Consider the following 25,073-nt stretch of genomic DNA (forward strand, 5'->3'; position numbering starts at 1 on the left):
GTTTATAGTACCTATATACTACTTGCTAAGAATCTACATAACTGGGTTTTTGGTCGGTATGAAGTTTTTTCTCTCCGCGCAATCTTAACCTCCAAAATACGACACACATTCAGGCCATTATCTTGTACAATGTTAGTGATAGACAGTTTTCGAGATCTAAGCAGATCCTTGAACTTAAAGGGTCCAGTAAAGGGTAAACTTGCCGAAAGGCAGGGACACAAAGTCGCGGGTCTAAGGCGAACCATGCTACGACAGCCGGACTGCCTGGGGACATGAAATCTTAGGAGGAGATTTTTTGGACAAGTCCAACCAGGGGAACGTAGTGGAAACTCAGGCGGCAGATCTCGACATGGAATGGGTACACCTGCTTCTGAAAGCCAAGAAACAGGGCATTCGCGCCGAGGAAATTCGTCGTTTTTTCAATGATAGAACATTGAAGGCCATGTAGAATGCGTAATTCTGCATCTGGCAGCAGCAGAGCCTGGCGGCGCGGCGCCGGGCTTTTTTTATTTCATCTGTGAACCATTACCCGGATGACCGGGTCAGCGAAACGTGGCAATCGCTGTCAGGGAGGGAGAAGAGACGTGACTATCGTATTGTTCGTGCTGGCCGGACTGGCCGAAATCGGCGGGGGCTACCTGGTGTGGCTGTGGCTGCGGGAAGGCAGACCGCTCTGGATGGGGGCGGCCGGGGGCTTGATTCTTGTCCTGTACGGAGTAATTCCGACGCTCCAGTCGTTCCCTTCCTTCGGACGGGTCTATGCCGCCTACGGCGGGGTCTTCATTGTGCTGGCCGTGCTGTGGGGCTGGCTCGTTGACCGCAAAACCCCCGATTTCTACGACGGGGTCGGGGCAGCCATCTGCCTCATCGGAGTATCGGTCATGCTGTGGGCGCCCCGGGGCTGACCGGGGCGAACGAATAATGCCGCCCTGCTGTTCTCAATTAAGAACAGCAGGGCGGCATTATTCGGCTCCGATGGCTGATCGGCATCCCGGCCGGGCCCGGCCTCTGAACGCGGCTACTCGTCTTTTTGTTCCAGCCGCCATTTCTGATAATCCAGGAATTCCTTGAACTCCCGCTTGCTGACCCCCGATGACATCGCTTCCTGAATCAGGCGGAACCAGTCGGCGTCGAGCGGCTCCTCTTCCGAATCGGATAAGTTTCCATAGAGAAGGCTTTGGACGGAGACATCCAGGGCCTCGGCGATTTTTTCGATAAATTGAATCGAGGGGTTGGATTGAATATTGCGTTCTACATTGCTGAGGTACGATTTGGCGACATCAGCTTTGCCGGCAAGCTCGGAAAGGGAAAGCCCCTTCTCCAGACGAAGCTGCTGAATGTTCTGTCCGATGTTGTCTGGCACGGCGGATTCAGCCCCTCCTTGTTAGTGAGTGGATTAAGAGTGAGGGCATACGCTCTTTAATCCTATCCAGTATAACAAATTTGCATCTGTCCTCAAAGCCAAAATTAGCGAGGAACAGGCGCCAGGGGCCGAGCCTCGCCGGTCAGGGAAGACGCTGGCCGCGGGAGCTGACATAGAGGTCATACCACTCCCGGCGGGTCAGAACAATCTCTTCAGCGCCCCGGCAGGCCTCGATTCGGCGGGGGCTGACCGTTCCGATGACAGCCTGAATGCCGGCCGGGTGCGTCATCAGCCATGCGAGGACAATGGCTTCCCGGGTCGTTCCCTTCTCTTCGGCCAGCCGGGCGACCATGGCCGCCGTGTCGGCGACATGCGGCGGCTCGCCTTCCAGCGAACGTCCGCTGAACCGCCCTTGGGCAAGCGGTCCCCATGCTTGGAGCTGAATGCCGTTCGCGCGGCAGTATTCAATCGTCCCCTCCGGCATTCCATGTTCCGTCCAGGCGGGGCGGTTGACGCTGACTACGGCGTCCAGCCAGTCAAGCTTGCCGAGACTGAGGTGCAGCTGATTGACGATGAAGGGCTCGTCCGTCCCTGTGCGGAGCAGCCCGATCTGGGCGGCGCTCATATTGGATACGCCGAAATGGCGGACCCTGCCCGAAGCCTTCAGCTCCCGCAGCGCCTCGCCGACCTCTTCAGGGTCCATCAGCGGGTCCGGCCGGTGAAGCAGGAGAATATCGAGATACTCGGTGCCCAGGCGCGACAGGATGCCGTCTACGCTGGAGAGAATATGGGATCTGGATAGATCGAAGGTATTGGACAGATCGCCCGGCTCCATCAGCCGGATGCCGCATTTGGATTGCAGAATCAGCCGTTCGCGCAGCTCCGGCCGCTCCCGCAGGACCGTGCCCAGAATGGATTCCGCTTTGCCGCGGGTATAGATATCCGCACTGTCGATCATGTTGACGCCGATGGACAGCGCGGCCTCGACCGCTTCGTGCCCCTGCTTGATCTGCTCGGCTGTTGCCGGTTCCCGGTCCCACTCTCCGCCGAGCCCCATCGTCCCAAGCACGATGGGGCTTACGGCGATTCCAAGCCGGTTGTTCCAGTTCAAAGGCAATGTTGACATAGACAGCTCCCCCTTATCGTTCCGACCCTGTTATTTCGACAAAAAACCTACCCGACGGGCCCTTGGCCCTGCGGATAGGTTCCGTTCGTGTGCTGCGCCGGCTCCAAGCGGCCGGGCCGCCTAGAATCCGGTATGGTAATTGCGGTCGCTCGACGACCGCTGCTTGGTGCTCTCCTTGTCCTTCTCCTCCTGCTGCTCGAGCGTCAGATCCTCTACCGGAAGCGGATCGACGTTCTGTTCGCTCTCGAACCGGTCGAACAGGCTCTCGCTCTCGGTCGGGTACTGCTCGGGGTGATCCCGGAGGTGTCCGGTCCGGCGGGGCTTCGGTTCCGTCATGTCAAGTCCTCGCTTTCCATTTGGGAAGATGACCCTTAATACCCCGGGCAGGAGGAAATGAAACACCGGCTGTACGCTAGAGTTCAGGGCCGAGCGGCTGTCCGATCTCGTTCAGGCGTCCTTCCCGGGCGTCCTGATGCAGCCGTCTGAGCCACTCCAGTTCGGTCTTCATATGTTCATAGCGGCCGTACATCAGGTGCAGCGCCGAACGGGGGACCGTCCGGACATGCTCTTCATAGACCTGATAGGCAAGGTTGACCTCATGCTCGGTCTCGCGGATTCGCTCCTCGAGCAGCGAAGCGATCTTCTCGGGAGCGATGTGCCGGGAGAATACGATGGCCGGATACATGGGATGCAGAACCAGCTCCTGCCGGCGAAGCTGCTGGGTGAGGAGCTGCTCGAACAGCGCCCTGCCCGTCTCCGTGATCGAATAGACGGTCTTGTCCGGCCGGTCGCTGCTGCGGATCGTCTCCAGCGCCTCGATGTAGCCGTCCTTGGCCAGATTGTCGACGGCGTAATACAGCGAGCCCATCTGCAGCTTCATAATCCGGTCCATCGAACGGTCTCTCATGACCATGACGATCTCGTAAGGATGCATGTTCTTCTCCAGGAGCAGACCGAGAATCGCCAGCTTCATCGACATGGCGGATCAGCCCCTGGACCGAGAAGGCTCGGTTTTGGCGGGAATCTTGAGCCGGTCGCCGGGCATGAGCAGCACGAAGACGAGTGCAGCTACAGCCGGAATGAGCGCCCACATGAAGGTATGGGCGATGGAAGTGGAGAGCGACGACGTGATCTTCTCCAGCACCGCTGCCGGAATCTTGGCCCGGGCTTCGGGCGTCAGGGCCGAGCGCGTATCGCCGAAGGAAGACGTATCGGCGCCGCCGAAGGCGTCCTTAAGCTGGCTGCTGAAGCTGTTGCGCTGGATAATGCCGAAGATGGTAATGCCGAGCGTCATGCCGAGCGACCGCGTGAAGGTGCTGGTCGAAGTGGCCGATCCCCGCTGCCGGATGTCGAAATGATGGACTGCCGACATGTTCAGAACGGAGAAGGAGAAGCCGACGCCGAAGCCCAGCAGAGCCATGAAGACGTTGACCAGCAGCCGCGAAATATCCGGGTCGAGCTGCGTCAGGGTAGCGACGCCCGCCACGAAGCAGACGGCGGAGATCAGCATGATGTTGCGGAAGCTGGTGCGGGACGTCAGAATCCCGCCGGTCTGCGAACCGATAACGGAACCGATCATCATCGGCATCAGGATCAGGCCGGAGTTGGTCGCCGAGCCGCCGAATACGCCCTGAACGAAGATCGGAATGTAGACGGTGGCTACGATGAAGGTCGCTCCATAGAAGAGAGCGGCGATGGCGCTCGTGGCGAACAGCCGGTTGCGGAACATGTCGAACGAGATGACCGGTTCGGCCGCCTTGCGCTCAATCAGCAGGAAGGCGATCAGCAGAATGGCGAAGCCGGCGAACAGACTGAGAATTTCCGGAGAACTCCAGGCGTACTCATGGTGTCCGACCGTCTGGCCGCCGAGCTCCAGCCCGAACATCAGGCAGATGACCGCGCCGACCAGCGTGAACGCGCCGCCCCAGTCGATCCGCTGCTTGGAATGGATAACCGACTCCTTGTAGGCGGCCACAATCAGGAAAAAGGCCACGACTCCCAGCGGCAGGTTGATGTAGAACACCCATTCCCAGCCCATATAATCGGTAATGTAGGCGCCCAGCAGCGGGCCGAGCACGCTGGAGATGCCGAAGACGGCGCCGAAGAGGCCCGTCATCTTGCCGCGTTTTTCCGGAGGGAAGATGTCAAAAATAATGGTGAACGCAATCGGCATCAGCGCGCCGCCGCCCACCCCCTGGATGGCCCGGTAGATGATAAGCTGCGTGAGAGTAGTAGAGGTCCCGCACAGCGCCGATCCGACCAGAAAGACGATCAGTCCGAACAGGAAGAACCGTTTGCGGCCGTACATGTCGGACAGCTTGCCGAAGATCGGGGTTCCTGCCATCACCATAACCATATAGGCCGAGGTGACCCAGACGAGCTTATCCACGCCGCCGAGATCGGCGACAATCGTCCCCATGGCTGCGGCCACGATTGTATTGTCCATGGCGGACATCAGGATGCCGAGCAGCAGGCCGGCGACGACCAGCTTCATATTGCTTTCTTTGGAATGCATGGGTTTCCCAGCTCCTTCGGTTATTCATGGATTTCTCCGCTATTATATTCAAATTTGAATAGGGAGGCAAGAGGGAACCCGGAAGCGGCGCTCGCACGGCAACGGCCGTCAGCGGCGGCAGAAGGGAAATGCCGGCGGCTAAACGGCCGTTTCGTCGGGAAGCTGGTGTCGCTTCTGAATATAAGTGATGAAGAATTCGGTCAATTCCGGATCGAACTGGGTGCCGGAGCAGGCGCGGAGTTCGACGATGGCCTCTTCCACCGATTTGGTCGGCTGGTAGGGGCGTTCGGTCGTCATGGCGTCGAAGGAATCAATAATGGTGAGCATCCGGCAGAGCCGCGGAATCTCCTCGCCCTTGAAGCCGTGGGGATAGCCTTTGCCGTCGTAGCGTTCGTGGTGAAGCTCGATATACGGGGTCAGATCCTTGTACTTGCCGTTGGTCAGCGCCATCTGTTTGCCCCAGGTGACATGCCATTTGACCATATCCCATTCTTCGGGGGCGAGCTTCTCCTTCTTGTTCAGAATCCCCCACGGAATCTCCAGCTTGCCGATGTCGTGAATCAGCGCGCCCAACGTGAACTGCCGCTTGGAGAGCGCGTCCATGTCCAGCAGCTCGCTGATATCCATAGCGTAGCGGAACACCCGCTTGGAATGCTTGTACGTCTCCAGGTCCTTGTACATCAGCAGGCTGAGCTGCTGCTCGATATCCCGCACATCCTGGCTGAAGTCGATATCGCGCTCCAGCGGCGACTGGTTGCCGAAGACATGGACCATGTTCTTGCCCTGCTTCTTGGCATAGTAGAGAGCCTGATCGGCGTGTTCCACCAGTTCGGACTTGTCATGGACATCCGGGCGGTAGACGGCGACGCCGGCAGAGAAGCTCAGGCAGCCCTGGGGGAAGATCTCCGTTCCCTCGAACGGCGAGTTGTTCAGCTTCCGGCGCAAGGTGTCGATAAAATGGTGCGCGCGCGCCGAATCATGGCCCGGCATCAGCAGGGTGAATTCTTCGCCTCCATACCGGGAGACGATAATGCCCGCATCGGAGCAGGACTGCTGGAGCAGCTCAGCCAGAAACACAATCAATCCGTCCCCCTTCAGATGGCCGAAGTGATCGTTGTACCGCTTGAAATCGTCGATGTCGATCATGGCCAGCGACAGCGCTTCGCCTGTGGAGCGGGAACGGCGCATCTCGTCTTCAAGGACCACCTCGAAATAGCTGTGATTGAACAGCCCTGTCCGCTGATCGCGGTTCGCCCGCTCTTCAAGCCGGCGATACATGGCGAACATCTGCTTGAATGAATAGGACAGCAGGGTGCCGAGACAGAGAAAGAGGGCCAGACCGAGAATATGATTATAGTAGAGGAGAATCGTAAGTACGAGCGACAGCACCAGGGTGCTGACGTAGGCCAGTACCGTGTCCCGCAGCATGCCTTTGAGCGTCTCGAAGAGATTCTCCTGAAAGACAATGTAGTAATAGAAGCCGACCAGCAGCGCGTTCAGCGCAAAATAAACCGCCATTCCCGACGCATAGGCGCCCAGATGGTCAGGTACAAGCGGCCCGCGCCGGCCGCCGAGGGCGGTATAGACGAAGGAGGCCGAAGCGATCATGATGGTGTACACCGCGAAGTTGTTCAGGTGCTTCCACCAGACGGTCTGGCGCTCGATCAGAAAGATCACAATGGAAGAGAGCAGCAGAACCGAGAGGGTGAAGGAAGGGCCGAACACAAAGACGCAGGCCAGGTAGACCGAAGAGTCGAGCGACATGCCGTTGCCTTGGGGCGGAAGCTGGAAGGTGAATACAGTCAGCAGGGTCGCCGCGCCGGACAGGGCGTAGACCCAGACCCAGGTGGGCGAGGTATAGCGGATGAAGGCGCCTGCGTTGTATACCGAGAAGAGGGCAAGCCCCACCAGGCAGACGCCGAACGCATACAGATGGCTTCGATTCCAGACGATGCGGCCTATCTTGCTCTTGAACACCGAGGGCACCTCCTTTGGCCGTTCCCAGGATGATTTCAATATTAAGGGATTGCCGGAAGAAAGAACAGGAAGTTCGTTGACAAATACACAAAAGACAGGCTGAAAGTTTCAGCCTGTCTCTGTTTGCGTTAGGCAATCAGCGTCCTCCGCCGATAAAGCGGAAGCCGGATGTCAATGCCATAACTACCGATGCTACGATTACAGTGTTGATGACGATACGGGAATACATAATGCGGTCTGTCTTCTTCATGCGCTCTCCCCCTTTCGTTCCGAAGTGTTGACGACTGCCGACTTGCTGTCCTGATCGTCCTTCTTGCCGGGGACCATAAGATGCTGCAAATAAAGGAAGATCCCGATGTTCATCACAATGTCGCCGATGCTGATAACCTGGGTGCGGGGATAGGGGTTCGAGAGCGGAATAATATCGCCCAGAAACGACAGCCGGGTGGAACGGTCCATCAGAAAATGCTTCGTCACGACGGTTCCCGATTTCAGCATGTCAACATAATACGGCCCGAGCACCGACGCCGCATCCAGCGATACCGGCATCTTGCCGCCGTTGGCGGCCATCACGGCAAAATTGAGCAGAACGCCGGCAAAGATGAACAGGAAGCCCGGATTGCTCCGGTTCAACCACAGGATATAAAGTCCCGCCGCATACACAGCGATGAAGAAAGAACCGCTGGCTGCAGCGATGGCAGGCGACCGATCGCTTAGTTCAAACACGACAAACTGCAGAAGCAGCAGCAGCGGAAACCAAAGGCCGCCTCTGATCTTCAGATTGGCGAATTGTCTCAGGCCGTGGCGGAAGCCGCCGCGCAGCAGCCCGACCAGAAGGCCGAGAGCTATGCCGTCGTAAACCATGTGCACCGCTCCTTAACGCGTATGTATTGGAAAAATCCGCTAGCTTCCGTTAGACATATTCGTTCTTTATAAAGGAAATCCTGCTGAACAGAGGATTTTGTCGATAAGAGGACGCAAAAGAGTCGAATATATTCCCTTTACATACCGGGTGGGGGTATGATAAAGTGTGAAAGAAGAGTAAAGGCGGAGAACCGCCTTCATCTCTGAAGCAAGGGAGGCAGAAGAAGGATGTCAACGCAGGAGAGCGGACGGACGGAAGACGGACGGGCATGCTGCGAATCCGGCGCCCAGCCGAGAAAGAGCCATCATTCCGATGAATTCAAGAATATTCTGGGAACCCGGCTCAATCGGATTGAGGGCCAGATCCGGGGCATCAAGGGCATGATCGAGCGGGATGTGTACTGCGACGATGTCCTGACCCAGCTTGCGGCCGTACAAGCTGCGCTCGGCAGCGTCGGACGCCTGTTGCTGGAAGGCCATATGAAGAGCTGTATTGTTGACCGCATCGGGGCCGGAGACTACGAAGTTATCGACGAGCTGCTGGTCACGGTCAATAAATTAATGAAATAGGAGGAAGAATAATGAGCCAAGCTATTTTGAACGTTGAAGGAATGTCCTGCGGCCACTGCGTCAGCGCAGTGGAGAAGGCCGTCAAGAACCTCGGCGCCGTTGCCCGGGTCGATCTGCCGGGGAAGAAGGTAGCCGTGGAGTACGACGAGTCTGCGGTCTCACTGGATGCCATCAAGGAAGCTATTGAAGATCAGGGCTACGACGTCGTCTGAACCAATCCTCCGCGTCAAGCGGATTCGATAAGCGCCTTGCAGGCGCTTTTCTCACCTAAACTATATACCCCCAATGGGTATAACGAGGATGTGGATCTGTAATGAATCCTGCACACAACGGCAGCGGAACGGAAGAAGAACGGCAGCTAACGCTGCCGGTTACCGGAATGACGTGCTCGGCCTGCGCCGCCCGGATCGAGAAGGGACTGGGCCGGATGGAAGGCGTCAGCCGCGCGAATGTCAATCTGGCGCTCGAGCAGGCTTCGGTCGGATACGACCCTGCCCGGTTGAAACCGTCGGACCTCGAAGAGAAGATCCGCTCGCTTGGCTACGGGGTTGCGCATGAGTCCGCCGATTTCGATATTTCCGGCATGACCTGCGCGGCCTGCTCGACCCGGATCGAGAAAGGGCTGAACCGGATGCCCGGCGTAGTGTCGGCCCATGTCAATCTGGCGCTGGAGACGGCGCATGTGGAATACCGCTCGGGCGAGATTGCTCCGCGCGATCTCATCGGCAAGGTGAGCGATCTCGGCTACCGGGCTTCGCTGAAGCAGGACCGGCAGGAGGGCGGAGACCGGAGAGGACGGGAAATTGCCGCCAAGCGGAATAAATGGCTCCTCTCGGCCGTTCTGTCCCTGCCGCTGCTGTGGGCGATGGCCGGGCATTTCTCCTTCACCTCCGGTCTTCCGGTCCCGGACCTGCTGATGAATCCCTGGTTCCAGCTTCTGCTGGCGACGCCGGTCCAGTTCATTATCGGCTGGCAGTTCTATGTCGGCGCCTACAAGGCGCTGAAGAACGGCAGCGCCAATATGGACGTTCTGGTGGCTCTGGGCACCTCGGCGGCGTATTTCTACAGTCTGTATCTGACAATTGACTCGCTCTCCATGGCCGGAATGGACCACACGGTCGAAATGTACTACGAGACCAGCGCCGTGCTGATTACGCTGATTCTGGTCGGCAAGTGGTTCGAGGCGGTGGCGAAGGGGCGTTCGTCGGACGCAATCCGCAGCCTGATGGGTCTCCAGCCCAAGACGGCGCTGGTGCTGCGGGACGGAGCCGAATTCAGCGTTCCGGTCAGCGAAGTGGTCCCCGGAGATCTGCTCCGCGTCAAGCCGGGAGCGAAGGTGCCGGTTGACGGCGAAGTGGTCGAGGGGCGTTCGTCGGTGGACGAATCCATGCTGACCGGCGAGAGTCTTCCGGTGGACAAAAAACCGGGCGACGCCGTCATCGGCGCGACGCTGAACAAGAACGGCGTGCTGACGGTCCGGGCGCGCAAGGTCGGGAAGGACACGGCGCTGGCGGCAATCATCCGCGTCGTGGAGGAGGCCCAGGGCTCGAAGGCGCCGATTCAGCGGATCGCCGATGTTATCTCCGGCATCTTCGTGCCGATTGTAGTCGGGATTGCCCTGCTTACTTTTGCGGTCTGGTACTTCTGGGCCTCGCCCGGAGAGTTCGCGGAGTCGCTGGAGAAGGCGATTGCGGTGCTGGTTATCGCCTGCCCGTGCGCGCTCGGATTGGCGACGCCGACTTCCATTATGGCCGGCTCCGGCCGGGCGGCGGAGTTCGGCATTCTGTTCAAGGGCGGCGAGCACCTGGAGACCGCCCAAGGCATTGAAGTGGTCGTGCTCGATAAGACCGGCACCGTTACGAACGGCAAGCCGGTTCTGACGGACGTCCGCGCGGCGGAGGATTTTGCGCTGGTGGGCTTCGGCCGGGGCGAGAAGGCCCTCCTGGCCGTCGCCGCGGCCGCGGAACGGCTCTCGGAGCATCCGCTGGCCGAGGCGATTGCCGCAGGAGCCGCCGAGCGGGGCCTGCGTCCTCCGGCGGCTGAGGATTTCGCGGCCGAGCCGGGCCGAGGCATCCGCGCCGTCGTGGCCGGACGCCGGGTGCTGGTCGGCACGCGCCGGATGATGGAGGAGGCCGGCGTGGATTATGGGGAATGGACCGCCTCGCTGGAGGAGCTTGAAGCAGAGGGCAAGACGGCGATGCTGACCGCCGTGGACGGCGCAGCCGTCGGCATCGTGGCCGTAGCCGACACGATCAAGCCGTCGTCGCGGGCTGCGGTCGAGCGGCTGCGGGAACTGGGCATCGAGACGGTGATGATTACCGGCGACAATGCCGCAACGGCCCGGAGCATCGCGGCGCAGGCCGGGATCGGGACCGTGCTGGCCGAGGTGCTTCCCGAAGGCAAGGCGGAGGAGGTGCGCCGTCTACAAGCCGGCGGGCGGAAGGTGGCGATGGTCGGCGACGGCATCAACGACGCGCCGGCGCTGGCGACCGCCGACATCGGGATGGCCGTGGGAACCGGCACCGATGTGGCGATGGAGACCGCCGATATCACGCTGATGCGCGGCGACCTCGGAGCCATCGCGGACGCCATTGCAATGAGCCGCCGCACCATGACCAACATCAAGCAGAATTTGTTCTGGGCGCTGGCTTACAACGCCGTCGGCATTCCCGTGGCGGCGCTCGGATTTCTGGCGCCCTGGCTGGCCGGAGCCGCCATGGCGTTCAGCTCGGTCTCGGTCGTGCTGAATGCGCTGCGGCTGCAGCGGGTGAAGCTGTAAGCCAGGCCGCGTTCAGGCGGACAGGATCATGCGTGGATAGGCCCGGGTGGTATGTTACTTTTGTGCCGGGCCTATGTTTTGTGACGGATTGTAATAGGAAGTGCGACAGTTCAAAAACAACTGAAAAGTAGAGCATAAGTATGGAAACAAATCCTCCTTTTTGGTATAATTTGTTTGTTCTGCTTCTGAAGGAAGTGACATTGTTGATACAACAGGGGCAAAAGTTTTGACTACTTATAACCTCCCTATTATTTTTAATCAAGAAACGAATGAAGTAGTTATATCATCCCCTTCTGAGACAACCGCTAAGGCTCAATTTTCACCTCTGGGTTCAGCTCCTATTGATTCTGGAAGTACAGTTGCAACACTTAAAGTCGAGATTGATCAGGTGGGTTCATCAATTTATGTGAACTTTGAAGTAATAGCTTTCTGCCCAATGGTCAAATGGATATTAATGACGTTTTATCTGGCTTTGCTGGCGGACTGAAGGTGGTTCGAGATCAATCTCAGACCACTTATAATACAAGTGGAAGCCATAACTTAGATGTCTATGGCAGTGTTACTTTTACTGAGGGCACTGTAGCATGGATGACAGCCCCGCTTATTCTGCCGTTTACAACCTGATAAACCAAGAAGATGAACGCAAGGGGAGAAAGGAAGAAACCATGAATTTCTTTACAAAGATCGATTCTCCCAAAATTAATCTATTCCAAGAAGAAAATAATACTTCGGAATATTCTGTACTTAAAAGGTTTATTTCAGAAGGAAAGTCTACTTTTATAACTCCGTTAGTTAGATTCATCATCACACCCTTAGTACTTAAAACAGCAAAGTCCTTATATCTTCCTTGCGATAATCAAAAGGCTTATGAGATCATAATGAAAGAGCTTTCGCCTCATTTCCAAACAATCATTGAATATGATTCATTGCAAACCAAAGATATTTTGTTGCAGACCGTAAAAGAAAATTCCGTTCAAATGATAATAGAAATGAAGAATGAGTCTTCTTTGTGGAGTAAGTTTATTACAGACTTGTACCAGGGGGAGACTATTGCAGGCCTCGCTTCAGAGGGGAACAGGGAATACATGTATTTTGAGATCAATCTCAGAGAGGTGAACGCCATTCAGTCTCCCTTTACCGAATTCCTATGGGACTTTTGGAGCTATACCTATCTCGTTCGTCCGGGTGCTGTTTATTTAACCCCTGGGCAATGGGAAATGGATGACCATTTCGGAGAGCACCTTGCTGTTCGTTTGCTTGCTGGCTTCTGCAACCAGATGATCGTTGCGGTTCATCCGGAAACTACAAGCATTCATTCATTGATCTTAAGATAAAGCAGGGTGCCTCATAGTCAACGACAGATTGTAATAGGAAATGCGACAGTTCTTCCATGACCGCTCCTTCTGCGATGCGGCCTTGGTAGAGCCACCGATAGATGGTCTTGAAGTATACAGAGGGCTTGCCCTCCATCCGGCGTCTCTTTTCAATCTGCTCGGGAGACCACGTCTCTTGCAGCTTGTATTGGTTCTCTGCGGCTAAGGCATCCGAGTGCTTTCCGATAGGCACGCTCCGTGCTCCACGCTCCTCATGGGTCTGTCGCCCTTCATTTACAATCTGTTTTGTGGTAAACCTGTAGAGGAAGACAACCTACTGGAACAGGAGTGAACCCCGTAAATGAAACCTCTTAATGATACGCTGGAGCTGCTGATGCGGCACCGCTCGATTCGCCGGTTCGCGGATACGCCCGTAACGGAAGAACAGCTTGAAGCGATAGTCGGCGCGGCGCAGATGGCTTCCACCTCCAGCAATGTACAGGCTTACAGCGTTATCGCCGTAACGGACCCCGGGCGCAAGGAACGGCTGGCCGCTCTGGCGGGCAACCAGGCTTATATCCGGGAGTGCCCCGTCTTCCTCGTCTGGTGTGCAGACCTGTACCGTCTGCGGGAAGTGACGAGCGCGCATATGGCTCCCGAAGCCTCGCATATCGACACGACCGAGAATCTGATCGTAGCGACGGTCGATGCCGCGCTGGCCGCGCAGAATGCGGCGGTCGCCGCCGAATCGCTCGGTCTCGGCATCGTCTACATCGGCGGCGTCCGCAATGACATCGCCGCCTTCTCCGAGGCGCTCGAACTACCGGAGCTGGTCTATCCGGTCTTCGGCATGTGCGTCGGCACGCCTGCGCAGGAGCCTGTGCTGCGCCCGCGTCTGCCGCTGCAATCGGTGCTGCACCGCGAGCGCTACAGCGCGCAGGAGACGGTCGAACGGGCGGCGGCCTATGACGAGACGACCCGGGCCTATATGCGGGAGCGCAGCGGCGGAACGAGCGATACGCCGTGGTCGGTTACGATGGCGCATCGCCTTGCGCAGCCCGCGCGGATGCAAATGAAGGAATTTTTGCAGAGCAGGGGATTTATGAAGCGCTGATTGCCAAGCGGCTGCCTGGCCGGAAACAACGAAGCGCCAACCTCGGGATCATCTCCTTGAGGTTGGCGCTTCTTTGGGGTTGCAGCCGAAGCTCCGGTCACGGACGCCGCTGTTCCTCCGTCATCCAGTCCGAAATCCGGCGGCGGAGCCGGATGAACTCCGGATCATCCGCCAGATTCGCCGGGCGTGGCCGGGGGAAGGGCACTTCGATTTCGTGCAGAACCGTTCCCGGGCGGTTCGAGAAGATATAGATGCGGGAAGACAGCAGCAGCGCTTCTTCAATGCTGTGGGTGATGAAGAGCACCGAACGGCGCGTCTCCTCCCACATCTCCAGCAGCCAGCGCTGCATGTCGCTGCGGGTCAGAGCGTCGAGCGCGCTGAACGGCTCGTCCAGCAGCATCAGCTCCTGCGGCGACAGGAGCGCCCGCACGAAGGCGGTCCGCTGCTGCATGCCGCCCGACAGCATGTGCGGGTACGAGCGCTCGTACCCGCCGAGCCCGGCTTTGGCGAGCCAGCCGGCGGCTTCCTCGCGGGCCGCGGCATCGACGCCGCCGGCAATCTCGCGGGCCAGCAGCACGTTGTCCAGCATCGTCCGCCACGGGAACAGCGCCGGCTGCTGGGGCATATAGGCGATCCGCCCGCGCTTGCCGGTGACCTCTTCGCCGCCCATGCGCACCGAGCCGGCATCGGGGTGGAGAAGGCCGCCGATAATCTGGAACAGCGTGCTCTTGCCGCAGCCCGACGGGCCGAGGACGGATACGAATTCGCCGGCGGCTACATGCAGCGTAATGTCCCGAAGCGCCGGGACCTCGGTGCGCCCGTTCCGGAAGGTTTTGCCGAGCCGGAGGACCTCCAGCGCTTGGGCGGAAGCGGGTTCCGCTCCCGCCGACGGAATTGTATCGGGCTTTGCTCCCATGCCGAGCGCCTCTTTTCCTTGGAGTATAGTAATCAGTTCCGGTTCCAGCGGACAAGCCACCGCTCCAGCAGCGCCACCAGGGCGAACAGCAGCAGGCTGAGCGCCACGATGATGAAGATCGCAACGAACATGCGGTCGGTGCGGTAAGCGGCTTTTTGCAGCTGCATATAATTGCCCAGTCCCCGGTCCGAACCGAGCCATTCGGCGACCACCGCGCCGGTGACGGCATAGGCCGCAGAGATGCGGATGCCGGAGAAGAGCGGCGGCAGACTGGACGGCAGCTCCAGCTTGCGGAAGATGGTCCAGCGGCCCGCTCCCGCCATCTGCATGTAATTGCGCATCGCCCGGTCGCTTCCCCCGAGCCCGCCCATCATGGCGACGGCGACGGGGAAGAAGCAGACCAGGGTAATCAGAATAATTTTGGGAAGAAGACCGAAGCCGAACCAGATGACAAGCAGCGGAGCAAGCGCGATGGTTGGAATGTTCTGGCTGAGAACGAGCAGCGGATAGAAGGCCCGCCGGGTCCAGGGCAGCAGATGGAGCAGCACCGCCGTTCCGATACCGACGAGCGTTCCGATCGGAAAGCCGATTGCGGTCAGGCGGGCCGTCGCCAGCGTGTGTTCGACCGGCGGATTCGCGGCCAGCTCCCGCAGCACGTCTAGCGGGGACGGCAGCATCCAGCGTTCGATATCCAGCAGCACCACCGCCGCCTGCCAGAGCAGCAGGAGCAGCAGGACGGCCGCAGCCGGCGGCCACAGCCGGGACCAGCGCGACTTCATGGACGGTATTTGGCGGTCAGCCCATCCATGCTGATTCCGGAAGGATTATGCGCGATCTTGATCTGGGAAATGACGCTCGGGCTGCCGGCCTCGATGAGCGCCGCCTGCATGTCCTGCACGATCTGCAGCAGCTCGCTAAGATCGCCTTCCATGGTGGTCTCCAGCGCGTTCACCTGATGCTTCACGCCGGAGCGCTGGATCACTTCAATGGCGGTATCCACATAAGGAATGGAATCTTCTCCGTTCGGAGTCTTCGGAATTACCTGAATGCTGAGCAGCGTATTCGCCATGTTCATCTCATCCTTTTCTCTGGTGGGATTTGCAGATCAAGCCGCTTACTTCGGCAGGTACTCATTGGTGAACGCCTTGTCCGCCTCCAGCGGCTTGTCTAGAAGCTTCAGTCCGTACATCCAGTCGGCGAAACCCTTCCAGATCGCTTCCTTCTGCTCGCCCCAGCGGGGAGCATCGGCCGCATAGCGCGGACTCAGCCATTTCTGGCTGGCTACGACCAGCTCGCGGTTAAGGTCGGGAACGGCCTTCAGCAGAAGATTGGCGGCCTCTTCAGGATGGTCGATCGCATACTGATACCCGCGGGAGGTAGCTTTCAGGAAGGCACGGACTTCTTCGGGCCGCTCGGCGATCTCCTTCTCGCTTGTCGTCAGCACCGGCGTATAGTAGTCGAACTGCGGCGCATAGTCCTGGAGATAGAGCATGTCGAGCGGCTCTCCCCGCAGCTCGGCTTCGATCCCCGTCCAGGCGTAGAAGACCCAGGCGAAGTCGATGTCGCGCTTAATGGCGGTAAAATAATCGGCCTCGCCGATATTGACCTGCTTGACCTTCTTGACGTCCCCGCCGAGCGGGTCCATGATCGCCTTCATCGTCGCTTCCTCGGTGGGCGAGCCCCAGCCGCCGTAGGTTTTGCCCTCGAAATCCTTGGGCGACTTGATGTTCCGGTCCTTCGGAGCGGCGAAGCCCGATGTATTATGCTGGATGATTGCCGCGATGGAGACGAGCGGAACTCCCTGAACGCGGGCCATCGTCAGTCCTTCCTGACCCCCGATGCCAAAAGCCGCTTCCCCGCTCGTTACCATCGTATCCGTTCCCGCAGCGCCGGGCTGGACGATGTTCACATCCAGACCTTCTTCCTCATAGTAGCCCAGTTCCTTCGCGACATACAGTCCGGTGTGATTCGTGTTCGGCGTCCAGTCCAGCGCCACCTTGATCGGCTTCAACTCCCGGCTCGGCGCCTTCGCGGCCCCGGCGGATGCTCCGGCCGAAGCTGTGGTCTCCGGCGAAGGCGCCGGCGAGGCGCTGCCGTTGCCGTTCCCGCCGCCGCATCCGGCAACGGCCAGAGTCAGCAGGACGGCCAAGGCCGTCAGGCTCCACTGTGATTTCTTGTTCTTCGTCATAACCGTTTCTCTCCCCCTCTTGTATAAGCCTTCGCCCGCCAGACGAGAAAAAACGCTCCGATCTGTTCAGGATCGGAGCGCAGCAGGACGCATGAAGGCGAAAGGCTCCCGAAAGGGAACGGTTCGCTTGGCATAAGCGATTCCTACGCTGGCATTATCCAGATCAGGTATAAGGGTCAGTATCTGTTGGGATACAATCTCAGCCGGCCGATTCCAGCACCCCTGCTTCTATGAAATTGACGGGTTTAGCTTAGCCGTATTATAGACGCCCTGAACGGCCTTGTCCAGTCTTGCCGAAGCCGTCCCGGTCCGCTCTACTCCCGGAACCGGTATTTCTGACGCCGCTTGCGGCGGATCTGGTTCCAGACCTCCCGCACCGCAAGCACCAGGCTGGCGGCAATTCCGGTCATCGTAACGAAGAGGGCCAGGTACTCAAACGGCGAGTAGCCCAGCATTTTGTCCCAGTGGATTGGACTCTTGAGGTCCTCGATGACCTGGTTCATGCCGTAAATGCCGCTGATGACCGTGAAGACGGTCAGGATCATCAGTAGATTGTCGCGGCGCCTTCCCTGAAATTTCTCCTGGTACTGGAACAGGTCGTCCAGCGTGCCCTTGACCTCGTCATATAACTGGTCGTTGCCGTAGACTTTGCGAAGCTGGAAGAAGATTTCTCTGCCCTGAGACTGGGAAATCAGCTCCAGAAAATAGAATTTGGCCGAGAAGCGGTTGATGTCGAAGATCAGGCTCTCGATCTCTTCATAGTCGTGCTCGATCCGCAGCCGGGAGTGGATGTTGGCAAGCTTGAGCAGCACGATCTTGTGGAACAGGCTCAGCAGCAGGCCATAATAATATTCGCCGTACATCTGGTTCGCCATCCGGACGGCACTCTCGCCTTCCCTGCAGGAGACGCAGGAGAAGGTCTGTTCATTCGTGATGTAGTAGGTATCCGGCGCCCAGCGCCGGTAGGTATGCTTCCGGTTATAATCCTGAATATATTCGGGGTCGCTGGCGCTTATATAAGGGCGGTCGGTTCCGTTCAGGCCGTCAATCTGGGAAATGCGGTACAGCACCGTCTCCGTAATCTCCGCATCCGGCTCGAAACCGTAGAATCCCTGGACAAGCATTCGTTCGTCCACGAAGAACGGCAGGGTCTCGAAATACGCGCCGCTCATCTCGGACTGGTCCAGATAGTCCCGCAGGTGAGGAGCCAGTATGCCGAAGAGCAGGTCCTCCGTCTGGCTGAACGTTCGGCTCGGACAAGAGAAGGTAACGGCGCGGTCGGCGTCCGAGGCATCCTCCAGAGAGCGGAAGCGGTCGGCGAATTCCAGCGCTTCGCTGAGGGTATACTCGCCGGTAAGCTCAAGGCGGATGGTCACAAAGCCGAGCTGGAAAGGACAAAGGAATATATCGGTCGAGAGCAGCCGGAAGGGCATGCGGCGCTGCGGCATAAGCATCTCGCAGTCCAGAATGTGGGCGCGCGAATAGCGGTGGAAGGCGTCGGGCTCCTTCTCTGCGCGCGGAAACAGGACATGTGCTGCGAAAGGCAGGTAGACGCGCTCCATATTCTCATGGGAGATGCAGTAGCCCTCACCGTAATAGGCGTCTTCCAGCCGGGTCTCATCCAGAAAGAACGGCTCGAAGCCGTCCAGGAGAAGCTGGTCTCTCAGCTCCCGGTTGCGTCCCTCCTGAAGGGAGAACGGAAAGATAAATTGCAGCAGTGCGGTGCTCAGCCTGGGTTCGTTGTCGGCTAGATTCATGGCTCGTTCCTCCCGGATTCCCGGGCTCCGAAGACTGGCTCCGGCGCCCGTTGACTGTTCATTCCCTCTTATTACCCTGAAGGTCCTCGTCCGCCTCTGGGATTCATTTCATGCAAGACGGGTACACTACCAGTATACCCTAACACATTGCCAGGCGGGTACGGACCCGCACGGAAGGAGAATGAAGGAATCATGACACAATCACTGACAGAAGAACGCATCGGACAGGTGCTGGACGCGAACCGCTTCGGGTCCTTCGGAACCGTCGAAGCCGGAGGCAAGCCCAAGGTCCGCTATATGGCCGTCTATCACGAGGGTCTGAACATTTATCTGGCCACCGACCGCAAGACGCACAAGGTGGAAGAGCTGGAGGACAACCCGAACGCTTTCCTGCTGGTGGGCTACGAATCCGGCGGCAGCAAGGATGTGCTTGAGGTTGAGGCCCGGGTGTCGATCTCGTCGGACGAATCCCTGCGCAAGCAGGTCTGGAATCCGGATCTGTCCCGCTGGTTCAAGGGACCGGAGGATCCCGATTATGTCGTGCTGAAGCTGGACCCGCAGCGCATCGAGCTGGAATCGGGCGGAGAACGTTCCGTCTGGGAGAAGGCGCAGGGCTAGACGCCTTACGCCCGCCGGCCTGTCCCGCCAGGGACGGCACTTGCGCAAAGCGGCATCATTGCGGACCGAAAAAACAGGTCTTCGGACTGATTTTCGGTCCTTTTTGGCGTCCGGATTATGGTACAATCAAGCCATCAGGCGGAAGTAGGAATCTATTGATCTGATCCATAGTAGGCTACAGGAGGACGGGCCATGCATTGCAGCGATTGTTCCAGGGTGGAACCGATTGAAGACAGCGGCGAGATTCGAATCAGGCAGGCAACCCCGGAGTGGGCGGAGGCTGCCCGGGAGGCAGGCATCACGGTCGAAGGGCAGGACAGCGGAAGCTACAGCATCCCTTATGCCACCCGGGACGAGCTGCTCACTTGCCTGGAACGGCTGAGGGCACACCCTGCGAATGCGGGGACGGACAGACCGCTGCAGATCGGCTTCCGGGGCCATTTTGCCGGGAAGCAGTCCGATCACCTGCAGCGGTGGTTCGGCCTGGAGCAACTGGAAGCCCGGTTCCGGAGCGCCGATCTGATCGACATTATTTCACGCGCGGAATTCTGCAGTTACCTCCAGCCGATTGTGGACCGGGACGGAACGGCCTTCGGGTATGAGTTTCTGCTGCGGCCGCTGCCGGGAGGCAGCCCGTTTCAGCCGTATGAACTGTTCGAGGCTGCCCGGCGGAGCGGATTTCATTCGTTCCTGGACCGCGCCGCCCGCATCTCGGCGATTGAGGCCGGGACGCGGCAGGTGCCGAAGGGACTGAAGCGGTTCATCAATTTTCTGCCTTCTTCCATCTATAACCCGAAATATTGTCTGACGCATACGTTTGCCGCGATTGAGCGGCTGGATCAAGATCCCCGGGACTTCGTGTTCGAAGTGGTGGAGAGCGAGCGGATTACGGATATCACCCACTTGGCGAGCATCTTCGCGGAATACCGGAGACACGGAATCGGAGTCGCGCTGGACGACGTGGGAGCCGGGTTCTCGACGATTGAGGTTCTGCAGCGGCTGCAGCCCGATTTTGTCAAAATCGACCGCGGCCTCGTCAGCTTCTGCGATGCCGACTATGCCAAGCAGGCCGCGATCCGGGAGATTGCGGCCCAGGCCCATGCTTACGGCGGCACCGTGCTTGCCGAAGGCATCGAGCGGCGCGAGGAGTTCGAGTGCTGCCTCGGGCTTGGCGCCGAGCTCGGCCAGGGCTATCTGTTCGGCCGCCCGGTAGCCGAGCTTTAAGCCGCCCGGCCGCAAGGGCCGCAGAAGGCCGGCGAAGCCGGAAGGAAGGCTGCGGACCGGCGGCATGGACAGCGCAGCGCGCTTTTTCTATAATATAGAGAAGAACGTAATCATTCCGGTTAGACGAGAAAGCGGGGAGACGGATATGACGAAACCGGCAGTGACGGAGTGCGATACGACGTGCGGCGGCACCGAACCGGACCCGGAGCATCTGCGTCTGACGCTGCCCGAGCGGGAGATCACCGACAAGATGGCCGAGATGTTCAAGGCGCTCGGAGATCCTACCCGGGTCCGGCTGATCTATGCGCTGTCGCGCCGCGAGCTCTGCGTGCATGATCTGTCCGTCATTCTGGAGATGGGCCAGTCGGCGGTATCCCACCAGCTCCGGTACCTGCGCAACCTGCGGATCGTCAAGCGCCGCAAGGAAGGCAAGACGGTGTTCTATTCTCTGAACGACGCGCATGTCGAGCAGATTTTTCTTCAGACGCATGAGCACATCCGGCATGAATAGCCGGAGGCCCACGGCGGATTATAGAAGCTCCGGAAGTTAACCGGACGCAAGAACCCGCAAGCCGGCTCTCGCCGCTTGCGGGTTCTTTGATCTGCGGATGGAGTTCGCTCTACTTGGCCAGATAGCCGAGCAGATGGTGAATCAGTACAGCGGCTTCGGCGCGCGTTGCGCTTGCCTTCGGTGCGAAGAGGCCGTCGCCCTGACCGGAGATCAGGCCGGCTGCGGCCAGCCGTTCCACACTCTCCAGCGCATAGGCGGAGATGGCGGCGCTGTCTTTGAACGAAGCGGCGGAAGCGGACAGGTCCGCGTTCTGCTGCTTGAGGGCTTTGTCGATCATGACGGCCATATCCTGGCGGGTGATCGGCTCGTTCACCCCGAAGGTGCCGTCGGAGCGGCCCTGAACGATGCCGGATTTCTGCGCGGCGGCAACCGCTTCGCTGTACCAGGCGCCGGCCTTCACATCGGAGAAGGGGGCGGAAGCGCCGGGAGCCTCCAGATCAAGCGCCAGAGTCAGCATTTGGGCGAACTGCGCCCGGGTTACCGTACCCGCCGGATGGAAGGCGCCGTCTCCCATGCCGGAGAGCACGCCCTGCGCTGCCAGCCGGTCGATGGCGTCGGCGGCCCAGACATAGCGGGCGGTGTCAGGGAAGGAGACCTTGACGTTGGCCGCCGCGTACTTGCTGAAGTGCTTCGGCGCGAAGACAACCCGGCCGGATGCAGCCTCGTACTTCGCATTCTTCACAGTCTGGACCCCGCCGTTGTCGCTCAAATAATAGACGACCGTCTGATTCGCCTTCTCGCCGGAAGCCGGAGAATAAGGCAGGGATACCTGAACGGCCTTGCCGTTCCAGGCTACGGTCTGGCCGCCGCTGCTTAGGTTCAGCTCATACACCTGGCTGCCGGCCGTCTTCAGCTTCGCTTCCGCGGACAGAGCGGAAGGCTCCACCCGGGCGGCGGAGAGTACAAGCGGAGCCCCGGCCCCGGCCTTCCGGAGCAGGGCGGTATCCAGCGAGATGTAGACGTCGTTCAATTTCACCTGAACGTTCCGGATGCCCTGGCTTGCGAGCGCGGCCAGAATTCCATCCGGCAGCGCGGCCGACAGCGACTTGGCGCCGGCCGCCGTCACGCTGACGGTGATCGTGCCGTCTGCGCCTGCGGCCGCCCGGGTCAGGATGTCGGCCGTCAGCGTTACCGCTGCCTTGCCGTCCGCGCCGACCGCCGCTGTCAAGGCTGCCGAGCCTGCCGTCACCTGAGGGGCGGAGGACGGAGAGGCCGTGGCGGCCGGAACGGCAGGAGCCGGGGCCGGCGTCGCAGCCGGAGACGGCGAAGCCGTTCCCGCCGCAGGCTCGGCGCTGACTGCGGCGGTGGTCTGGCCGAAGCGGACCGCTTGGCCGGCCGGACTCACCTCGGCTACCGCGATGTGGTCGCCGTCAGCTGCGGGAACGAGACCGCTCTCGGGTAGAGCGGCATAGCCGGCGAGCTTGTCTTTGAGCTTCGGAACCGGAACGGCGCCGGTGCCGAAGTTGGCGTAGACCCGCTGGTTGCCGGCGTATACCGAAGGAGTTACGGTAAGCTGCGTCAGGCCGTCGTTGGCTGCGCCAGCAGGGTCTGCGGCCGTTACAGTGAGGCCGCCCGACGGCGGGTATACCGCCTCTCCGGCGAGGTCGCCCATTACGATACCGAAGCCGTTCGTGCCGATGTAGACGCGGCCGTAGACATTCGGATCGCCGGTAATCGCCTGGGTGGCGTTCGCATACTGATGCGCCTCATCGTTGATGCGAATCCAGGTGGCCCCGGCATCGTCGGAGCGGAAGAAGCCGTAGGTGCCGTCGATGCGGCCGCTGATATAGATGGCGTCATAGTCTTCGCCGGGGGCGGCCTTGCCGAAGCCGATCATGGCCGATTCCTCAACCTCGGTCAGCTTGGTGAAGCTGGCGCCGGAATCGGTGGAATGGAAGACGCCGTAGGCGTATTCGGGATGTTCCTTGTCCTTGACGGCTGCAAGCCAAATGTCGCCTTCCCGGTTGGAGACGGCCTTGAATTTGCCGGTCATGCTGTTGGGCAGTCCGGAGGACACCGTCAGGCGGAAGGTAGCGCCCCCATCCTGGCTGACATAGAACTTGCCGTCCAGGAAGCCGTAGAACTTGTCGGGGTTCACCCGGTCGGAAGAGACGACGGCCCCGTCGGGAATGCCGCTCGAAGCGGTCCATGTCTTCCCGAGATCGGTCGAGTAGCTGACCGGACGCTTGACGTCAGCAGCCGAGGACGAAGGCGCCCAGACGATGGTAGCGCCATCGGCGGAGATGGCAGCGTGTCCGCCGCCGGTGGTTGCATTCCCGGTCCAGGCGTTCGCTGCCGGTGTCCAGGTTGCGCCGTTGTCGGTCGATATCCCCATGTGGGGAGCGTCGGCGTCCGCATTGCCCACCCGGATAATCCGATTGGAGTCGTTCTGCGCAAAATCGAGATCCGTAATATTGCTGATCGTCGGGTTGGTAATCATCCCGGGCGCCCGGGTCAGATCGGTATGCCGGAATCCGCCGATGTCGCCCAGTCCGCTGATCAGCTTGGCATCGCCGGAAGGCGGCACAATCAGAGCGTTGACGGCCGTCTCTTCAATGCCCTGGGCGTAGACGGAGAGGCCGACCGTCATCCCCTGGTCCAGAGCGGTCAAGTTGTTGGTACCGAACAGGGTCGCCCCGGTGCCGTAGAAGAGATGGTTGGAATTGAACGGATCAATGTCCAGATCGCCGATCATCCAGCCGAGCTTCGGATTCTGGGCCGTGCTTGTCGTACTGGTGGGCGTTCCCCAATCCAGCCAGGGCGCCCGGGAATAATCAATGGTGTAGTTATTGTGGCGCTGATCCCAGCCGCTGTCGGTCCAGAAGGTCTTCCAGGTAGCGCCTCCGTCGGTGCTGCGGAAAATATGCTCGTCCGGCCACCAGACATTCATCGTCGAGGTCATGATCACATTCGGATGCTGCGGGTCAACGGCCAGACCCCCGAATCCGTAGCTGCCGACCTCATTGGAGCCGGCTGTCGTCTGTACCGGCGGGGTAATGTCTGTCCAGACGCCGGTTGAGGTGTTGTATTTATAGACGCCCCCGTCCTTCTGGCCTCCGCGGCGGAGACCGTCGTAAGGACCGGAACTGACGTTGTAGTTCACGTACAGGTACCCGTCCGAAGAGAGGATGCCGTGCATGGGCAGGAATCCCTTGCTGTCCGGATTAGTGATGGATTCCCAGGTCTCGCCGCCGTCTGTACTGCGATAGACCGAATTCTCCGTGTCGGCTACGCCGACATAGATCGTTCCCGTCGGCCGGGCGGCCCGGCCGGCCGCGGCGTCGGCCCGCTGGCCGGTCGTCTCGTCGAAGGTTACCCACACGACTCCGAACTCGCCGCCGTAGTAGTCCTTGGCGTCCTGCCGGGCTGTGAAGGATTCAACCCGGTTCCAGGTTGCCCCGTAGTCGGCGCTTCGCCACAGGCCTTCGCCGTTGCGGGCTCCAAAATAGAGAATACGGTTGTCATTCGGGTCTACCGCCAGCCGTTCGCCCATATTGCGGCCGGGCATATTGCCGCCGAACTTAATCGGTAGCCGGGTCTCTTCCCAGGTCTCGCCCCGGTCGGAGGAACGCAGCATGACACCGGTCTGGTCGGTGAAGAAATTGGAGTACGTGCCGGCTGCAAGGTAGACGCGGTCCGGATCGACGGGGTCGGTGGCCAGACTCTCTACGCCCGCCATATTCCAGTTGTCGAAGCTGACGCCATCCAGCAGCTGCTTCCAGGAATTCGAGGCGCTGTCCCAGCGGTAGGCGCCGCCCATGTCGGTGCGGACATAGACGAGTCCCGGTTCGCTTGAATTAAAGATCACTCCGGGGATATACCCGCCGCCGACAATGGCGGCGCGCCCCCATTGATACGGCTGGATTCCGTAGGTAGCCGAGGTAGCCGTGGCCGTGGCCGCCGACGCAAGAGCCGGACCGGGCGCGGCGGTGCTGTCGGCGGCTGCCGTCTGGGCGTAACCGCTTCCAATGACCGGCAGAGCCAGAGCGACGGTAAGGCAGACCTTCCATACTTTCTTGAACATGCTGTGCCTCCTTGATTAGGAATAAGGTGAATGTCTAGTTCGGCGGCCGCTTCAGGCAGCCGCTGTCCCCCGGATCGCCAATCTGTATGTAAGCGATTTCTCCGGGATGTTAGCTCACATTATAAAATTTTCCACTGCCGGTAAATACCCCGAG

24 protein-coding genes and 2 riboswitches are annotated in these 25,073 nt (G+C 59.6%); of the genes, 11 read left to right on the forward strand and 13 right to left on the reverse strand.

Features of this window, described 5'->3' with window-relative positions; all coding sequences use genetic code 11:
- The first annotated feature begins 182 nt into the window (after positions 1-182).
- A riboswitch (cyclic di-GMP riboswitch) is annotated at positions 183-268 on the forward strand.
- Between the two features lie 27 nt (positions 269-295).
- On the forward strand, positions 296-448 hold the full coding sequence (locus RBI05_RS06820; RefSeq protein WP_223879897.1) for an anti-repressor SinI family protein: 153 nt from the start codon (positions 296-298) through the stop codon (positions 446-448).
- A 136-nt stretch (positions 449-584) separates the two neighbouring features.
- Positions 585-905, forward strand: a complete 321-nt coding sequence (locus tag RBI05_RS06825; protein ID WP_408638311.1) for a YnfA family protein — start codon at positions 585-587, stop codon at positions 903-905.
- A 113-nt stretch (positions 906-1,018) separates the two neighbouring features.
- On the opposite strand, the gene RBI05_RS06830 is transcribed toward RBI05_RS06825, so the two are convergent.
- From RBI05_RS06830 to RBI05_RS06860, 7 genes are all read right to left on the reverse strand, one after another.
- The gene (locus RBI05_RS06830) at positions 1,019-1,363 is read right to left on the reverse strand and encodes a helix-turn-helix domain-containing protein (RefSeq protein ID WP_150458884.1); all 345 of its coding nucleotides are present in this window, start codon (positions 1,361-1,363) and stop codon (positions 1,019-1,021) included.
- 142 nt (positions 1,364-1,505) lie between these two features.
- Positions 1,506-2,489 (reverse strand): aldo/keto reductase, encoded by a 984-nt coding sequence (locus RBI05_RS06835; RefSeq protein WP_310550537.1) that lies wholly within the window; start codon positions 2,487-2,489, stop codon positions 1,506-1,508.
- A gap of 120 nt (positions 2,490-2,609) precedes the next feature.
- Entirely contained in the window at positions 2,610-2,825 is a 216-nt protein-coding gene (locus RBI05_RS06840) for a hypothetical protein (protein ID WP_150458886.1), read from the reverse strand.
- A gap of 76 nt (positions 2,826-2,901) precedes the next feature.
- Positions 2,902-3,468, reverse strand: a complete 567-nt coding sequence (locus RBI05_RS06845; protein ID WP_150458887.1) for a PadR family transcriptional regulator — start codon at positions 3,466-3,468, stop codon at positions 2,902-2,904.
- Positions 3,469-3,474: 6 nt separating this feature from the next.
- Positions 3,475-5,004, reverse strand: a complete 1,530-nt coding sequence (locus tag RBI05_RS06850; RefSeq protein WP_310550538.1) for an MDR family MFS transporter — start codon at positions 5,002-5,004, stop codon at positions 3,475-3,477.
- A gap of 138 nt (positions 5,005-5,142) precedes the next feature.
- Positions 5,143-6,990: a diguanylate cyclase gene (locus tag RBI05_RS06855; protein WP_408638315.1), complete on the reverse strand. Its 1,848-nt coding sequence runs from the start codon at positions 6,988-6,990 to the stop codon at positions 5,143-5,145.
- A 237-nt stretch (positions 6,991-7,227) separates the two neighbouring features.
- Positions 7,228-7,845: a DUF5317 domain-containing protein gene (locus tag RBI05_RS06860; RefSeq protein ID WP_150458889.1), complete on the reverse strand. Its 618-nt coding sequence runs from the start codon at positions 7,843-7,845 to the stop codon at positions 7,228-7,230.
- Positions 7,846-8,073: 228 nt separating this feature from the next.
- On the opposite strand from RBI05_RS06860, the gene RBI05_RS06865 reads away from it, so the two are divergent.
- From RBI05_RS06865 to nfsA, 6 genes are all read left to right on the forward strand, one after another.
- On the forward strand, positions 8,074-8,415 hold the full coding sequence (locus RBI05_RS06865; RefSeq protein ID WP_150458890.1) for a metal-sensitive transcriptional regulator: 342 nt from the start codon (positions 8,074-8,076) through the stop codon (positions 8,413-8,415).
- An 11-nt stretch (positions 8,416-8,426) separates the two neighbouring features.
- The gene (copZ, locus tag RBI05_RS06870) at positions 8,427-8,627 is read left to right on the forward strand and encodes a copper chaperone CopZ (RefSeq protein ID WP_150458891.1); all 201 of its coding nucleotides are present in this window, start codon (positions 8,427-8,429) and stop codon (positions 8,625-8,627) included.
- Between the two features lie 101 nt (positions 8,628-8,728).
- Entirely contained in the window at positions 8,729-11,194 is a 2,466-nt protein-coding gene (locus RBI05_RS06875) for a heavy metal translocating P-type ATPase (RefSeq protein ID WP_310550539.1), read from the forward strand.
- A gap of 226 nt (positions 11,195-11,420) precedes the next feature.
- Positions 11,421-11,681 carry a hypothetical protein gene (locus RBI05_RS06880; RefSeq protein ID WP_310550540.1) on the forward strand — a complete coding sequence of 87 codons (261 nt, stop codon included), beginning with the start codon at positions 11,421-11,423 and terminating at the stop codon, positions 11,679-11,681.
- Between the two features lie 97 nt (positions 11,682-11,778).
- Positions 11,779-12,528 carry a hypothetical protein gene (locus tag RBI05_RS06885; protein WP_310550541.1) on the forward strand — a complete coding sequence of 250 codons (750 nt, stop codon included), beginning with the start codon at positions 11,779-11,781 and terminating at the stop codon, positions 12,526-12,528.
- Between the two features lie 340 nt (positions 12,529-12,868).
- Positions 12,869-13,621: an oxygen-insensitive NADPH nitroreductase gene (nfsA, locus tag RBI05_RS06890; protein WP_310550542.1), complete on the forward strand. Its 753-nt coding sequence runs from the start codon at positions 12,869-12,871 to the stop codon at positions 13,619-13,621.
- 97 nt (positions 13,622-13,718) lie between these two features.
- On the opposite strand, the gene RBI05_RS06895 is transcribed toward nfsA, so the two are convergent.
- From RBI05_RS06895 to RBI05_RS06915, 5 genes are all read right to left on the reverse strand, one after another.
- On the reverse strand, positions 13,719-14,537 hold the full coding sequence (locus tag RBI05_RS06895; protein ID WP_310550543.1) for an ABC transporter ATP-binding protein: 819 nt from the start codon (positions 14,535-14,537) through the stop codon (positions 13,719-13,721).
- 32 nt (positions 14,538-14,569) lie between these two features.
- Positions 14,570-15,316: an ABC transporter permease gene (locus tag RBI05_RS06900; RefSeq protein ID WP_310550544.1), complete on the reverse strand. Its 747-nt coding sequence runs from the start codon at positions 15,314-15,316 to the stop codon at positions 14,570-14,572.
- On the reverse strand, positions 15,313-15,606 hold the full coding sequence (locus RBI05_RS06905) for a thiamine-binding protein (RefSeq protein ID WP_150458896.1): 294 nt from the start codon (positions 15,604-15,606) through the stop codon (positions 15,313-15,315). Before RBI05_RS06905 ends, RBI05_RS06900 begins: the two co-directional genes overlap by 4 nt.
- 45 nt (positions 15,607-15,651) lie before the next feature.
- Entirely contained in the window at positions 15,652-16,725 is a 1,074-nt protein-coding gene (locus RBI05_RS06910) for an ABC transporter substrate-binding protein (protein ID WP_310550545.1), read from the reverse strand.
- Between the two features lie 123 nt (positions 16,726-16,848).
- Positions 16,849-16,959, reverse strand: a riboswitch (TPP riboswitch).
- A gap of 80 nt (positions 16,960-17,039) precedes the next feature.
- Positions 17,040-18,482 (reverse strand): hypothetical protein, encoded by a 1,443-nt coding sequence (locus RBI05_RS06915; protein ID WP_310550546.1) that lies wholly within the window; start codon positions 18,480-18,482, stop codon positions 17,040-17,042.
- A 192-nt stretch (positions 18,483-18,674) separates the two neighbouring features.
- Here RBI05_RS06915 and RBI05_RS06920 point away from each other — a divergent pair, with 192 nt between their 5' ends.
- From RBI05_RS06920 to RBI05_RS06930, 3 genes are all read left to right on the forward strand, one after another.
- A complete protein-coding gene (locus RBI05_RS06920) occupies positions 18,675-19,100 on the forward strand; it encodes a pyridoxamine 5'-phosphate oxidase family protein (protein ID WP_310550547.1) in 426 nt (141 codons plus the stop codon).
- Between the two features lie 192 nt (positions 19,101-19,292).
- Positions 19,293-20,324: an EAL domain-containing protein gene (locus tag RBI05_RS06925; RefSeq protein ID WP_310550548.1), complete on the forward strand. Its 1,032-nt coding sequence runs from the start codon at positions 19,293-19,295 to the stop codon at positions 20,322-20,324.
- Between the two features lie 145 nt (positions 20,325-20,469).
- Positions 20,470-20,835 carry an ArsR/SmtB family transcription factor gene (locus tag RBI05_RS06930; RefSeq protein ID WP_150458901.1) on the forward strand — a complete coding sequence of 122 codons (366 nt, stop codon included), beginning with the start codon at positions 20,470-20,472 and terminating at the stop codon, positions 20,833-20,835.
- Positions 20,836-20,944: 109 nt separating this feature from the next.
- Here RBI05_RS06930 and RBI05_RS06935 read toward each other — a convergent pair whose 3' ends face one another.
- The gene (locus tag RBI05_RS06935; protein ID WP_310550549.1) at positions 20,945-24,919 is read right to left on the reverse strand and encodes an S-layer homology domain-containing protein; all 3,975 of its coding nucleotides are present in this window, start codon (positions 24,917-24,919) and stop codon (positions 20,945-20,947) included.
- Between the last annotated feature and the right edge of the window lie 154 nt (positions 24,920-25,073).

Source organism: Paenibacillus glufosinatiresistens (assembly GCF_031470375.1).
GTDB lineage: Bacteria > Bacillota > Bacilli > Paenibacillales > Paenibacillaceae > Paenibacillus_AQ > Paenibacillus_AQ glufosinatiresistens.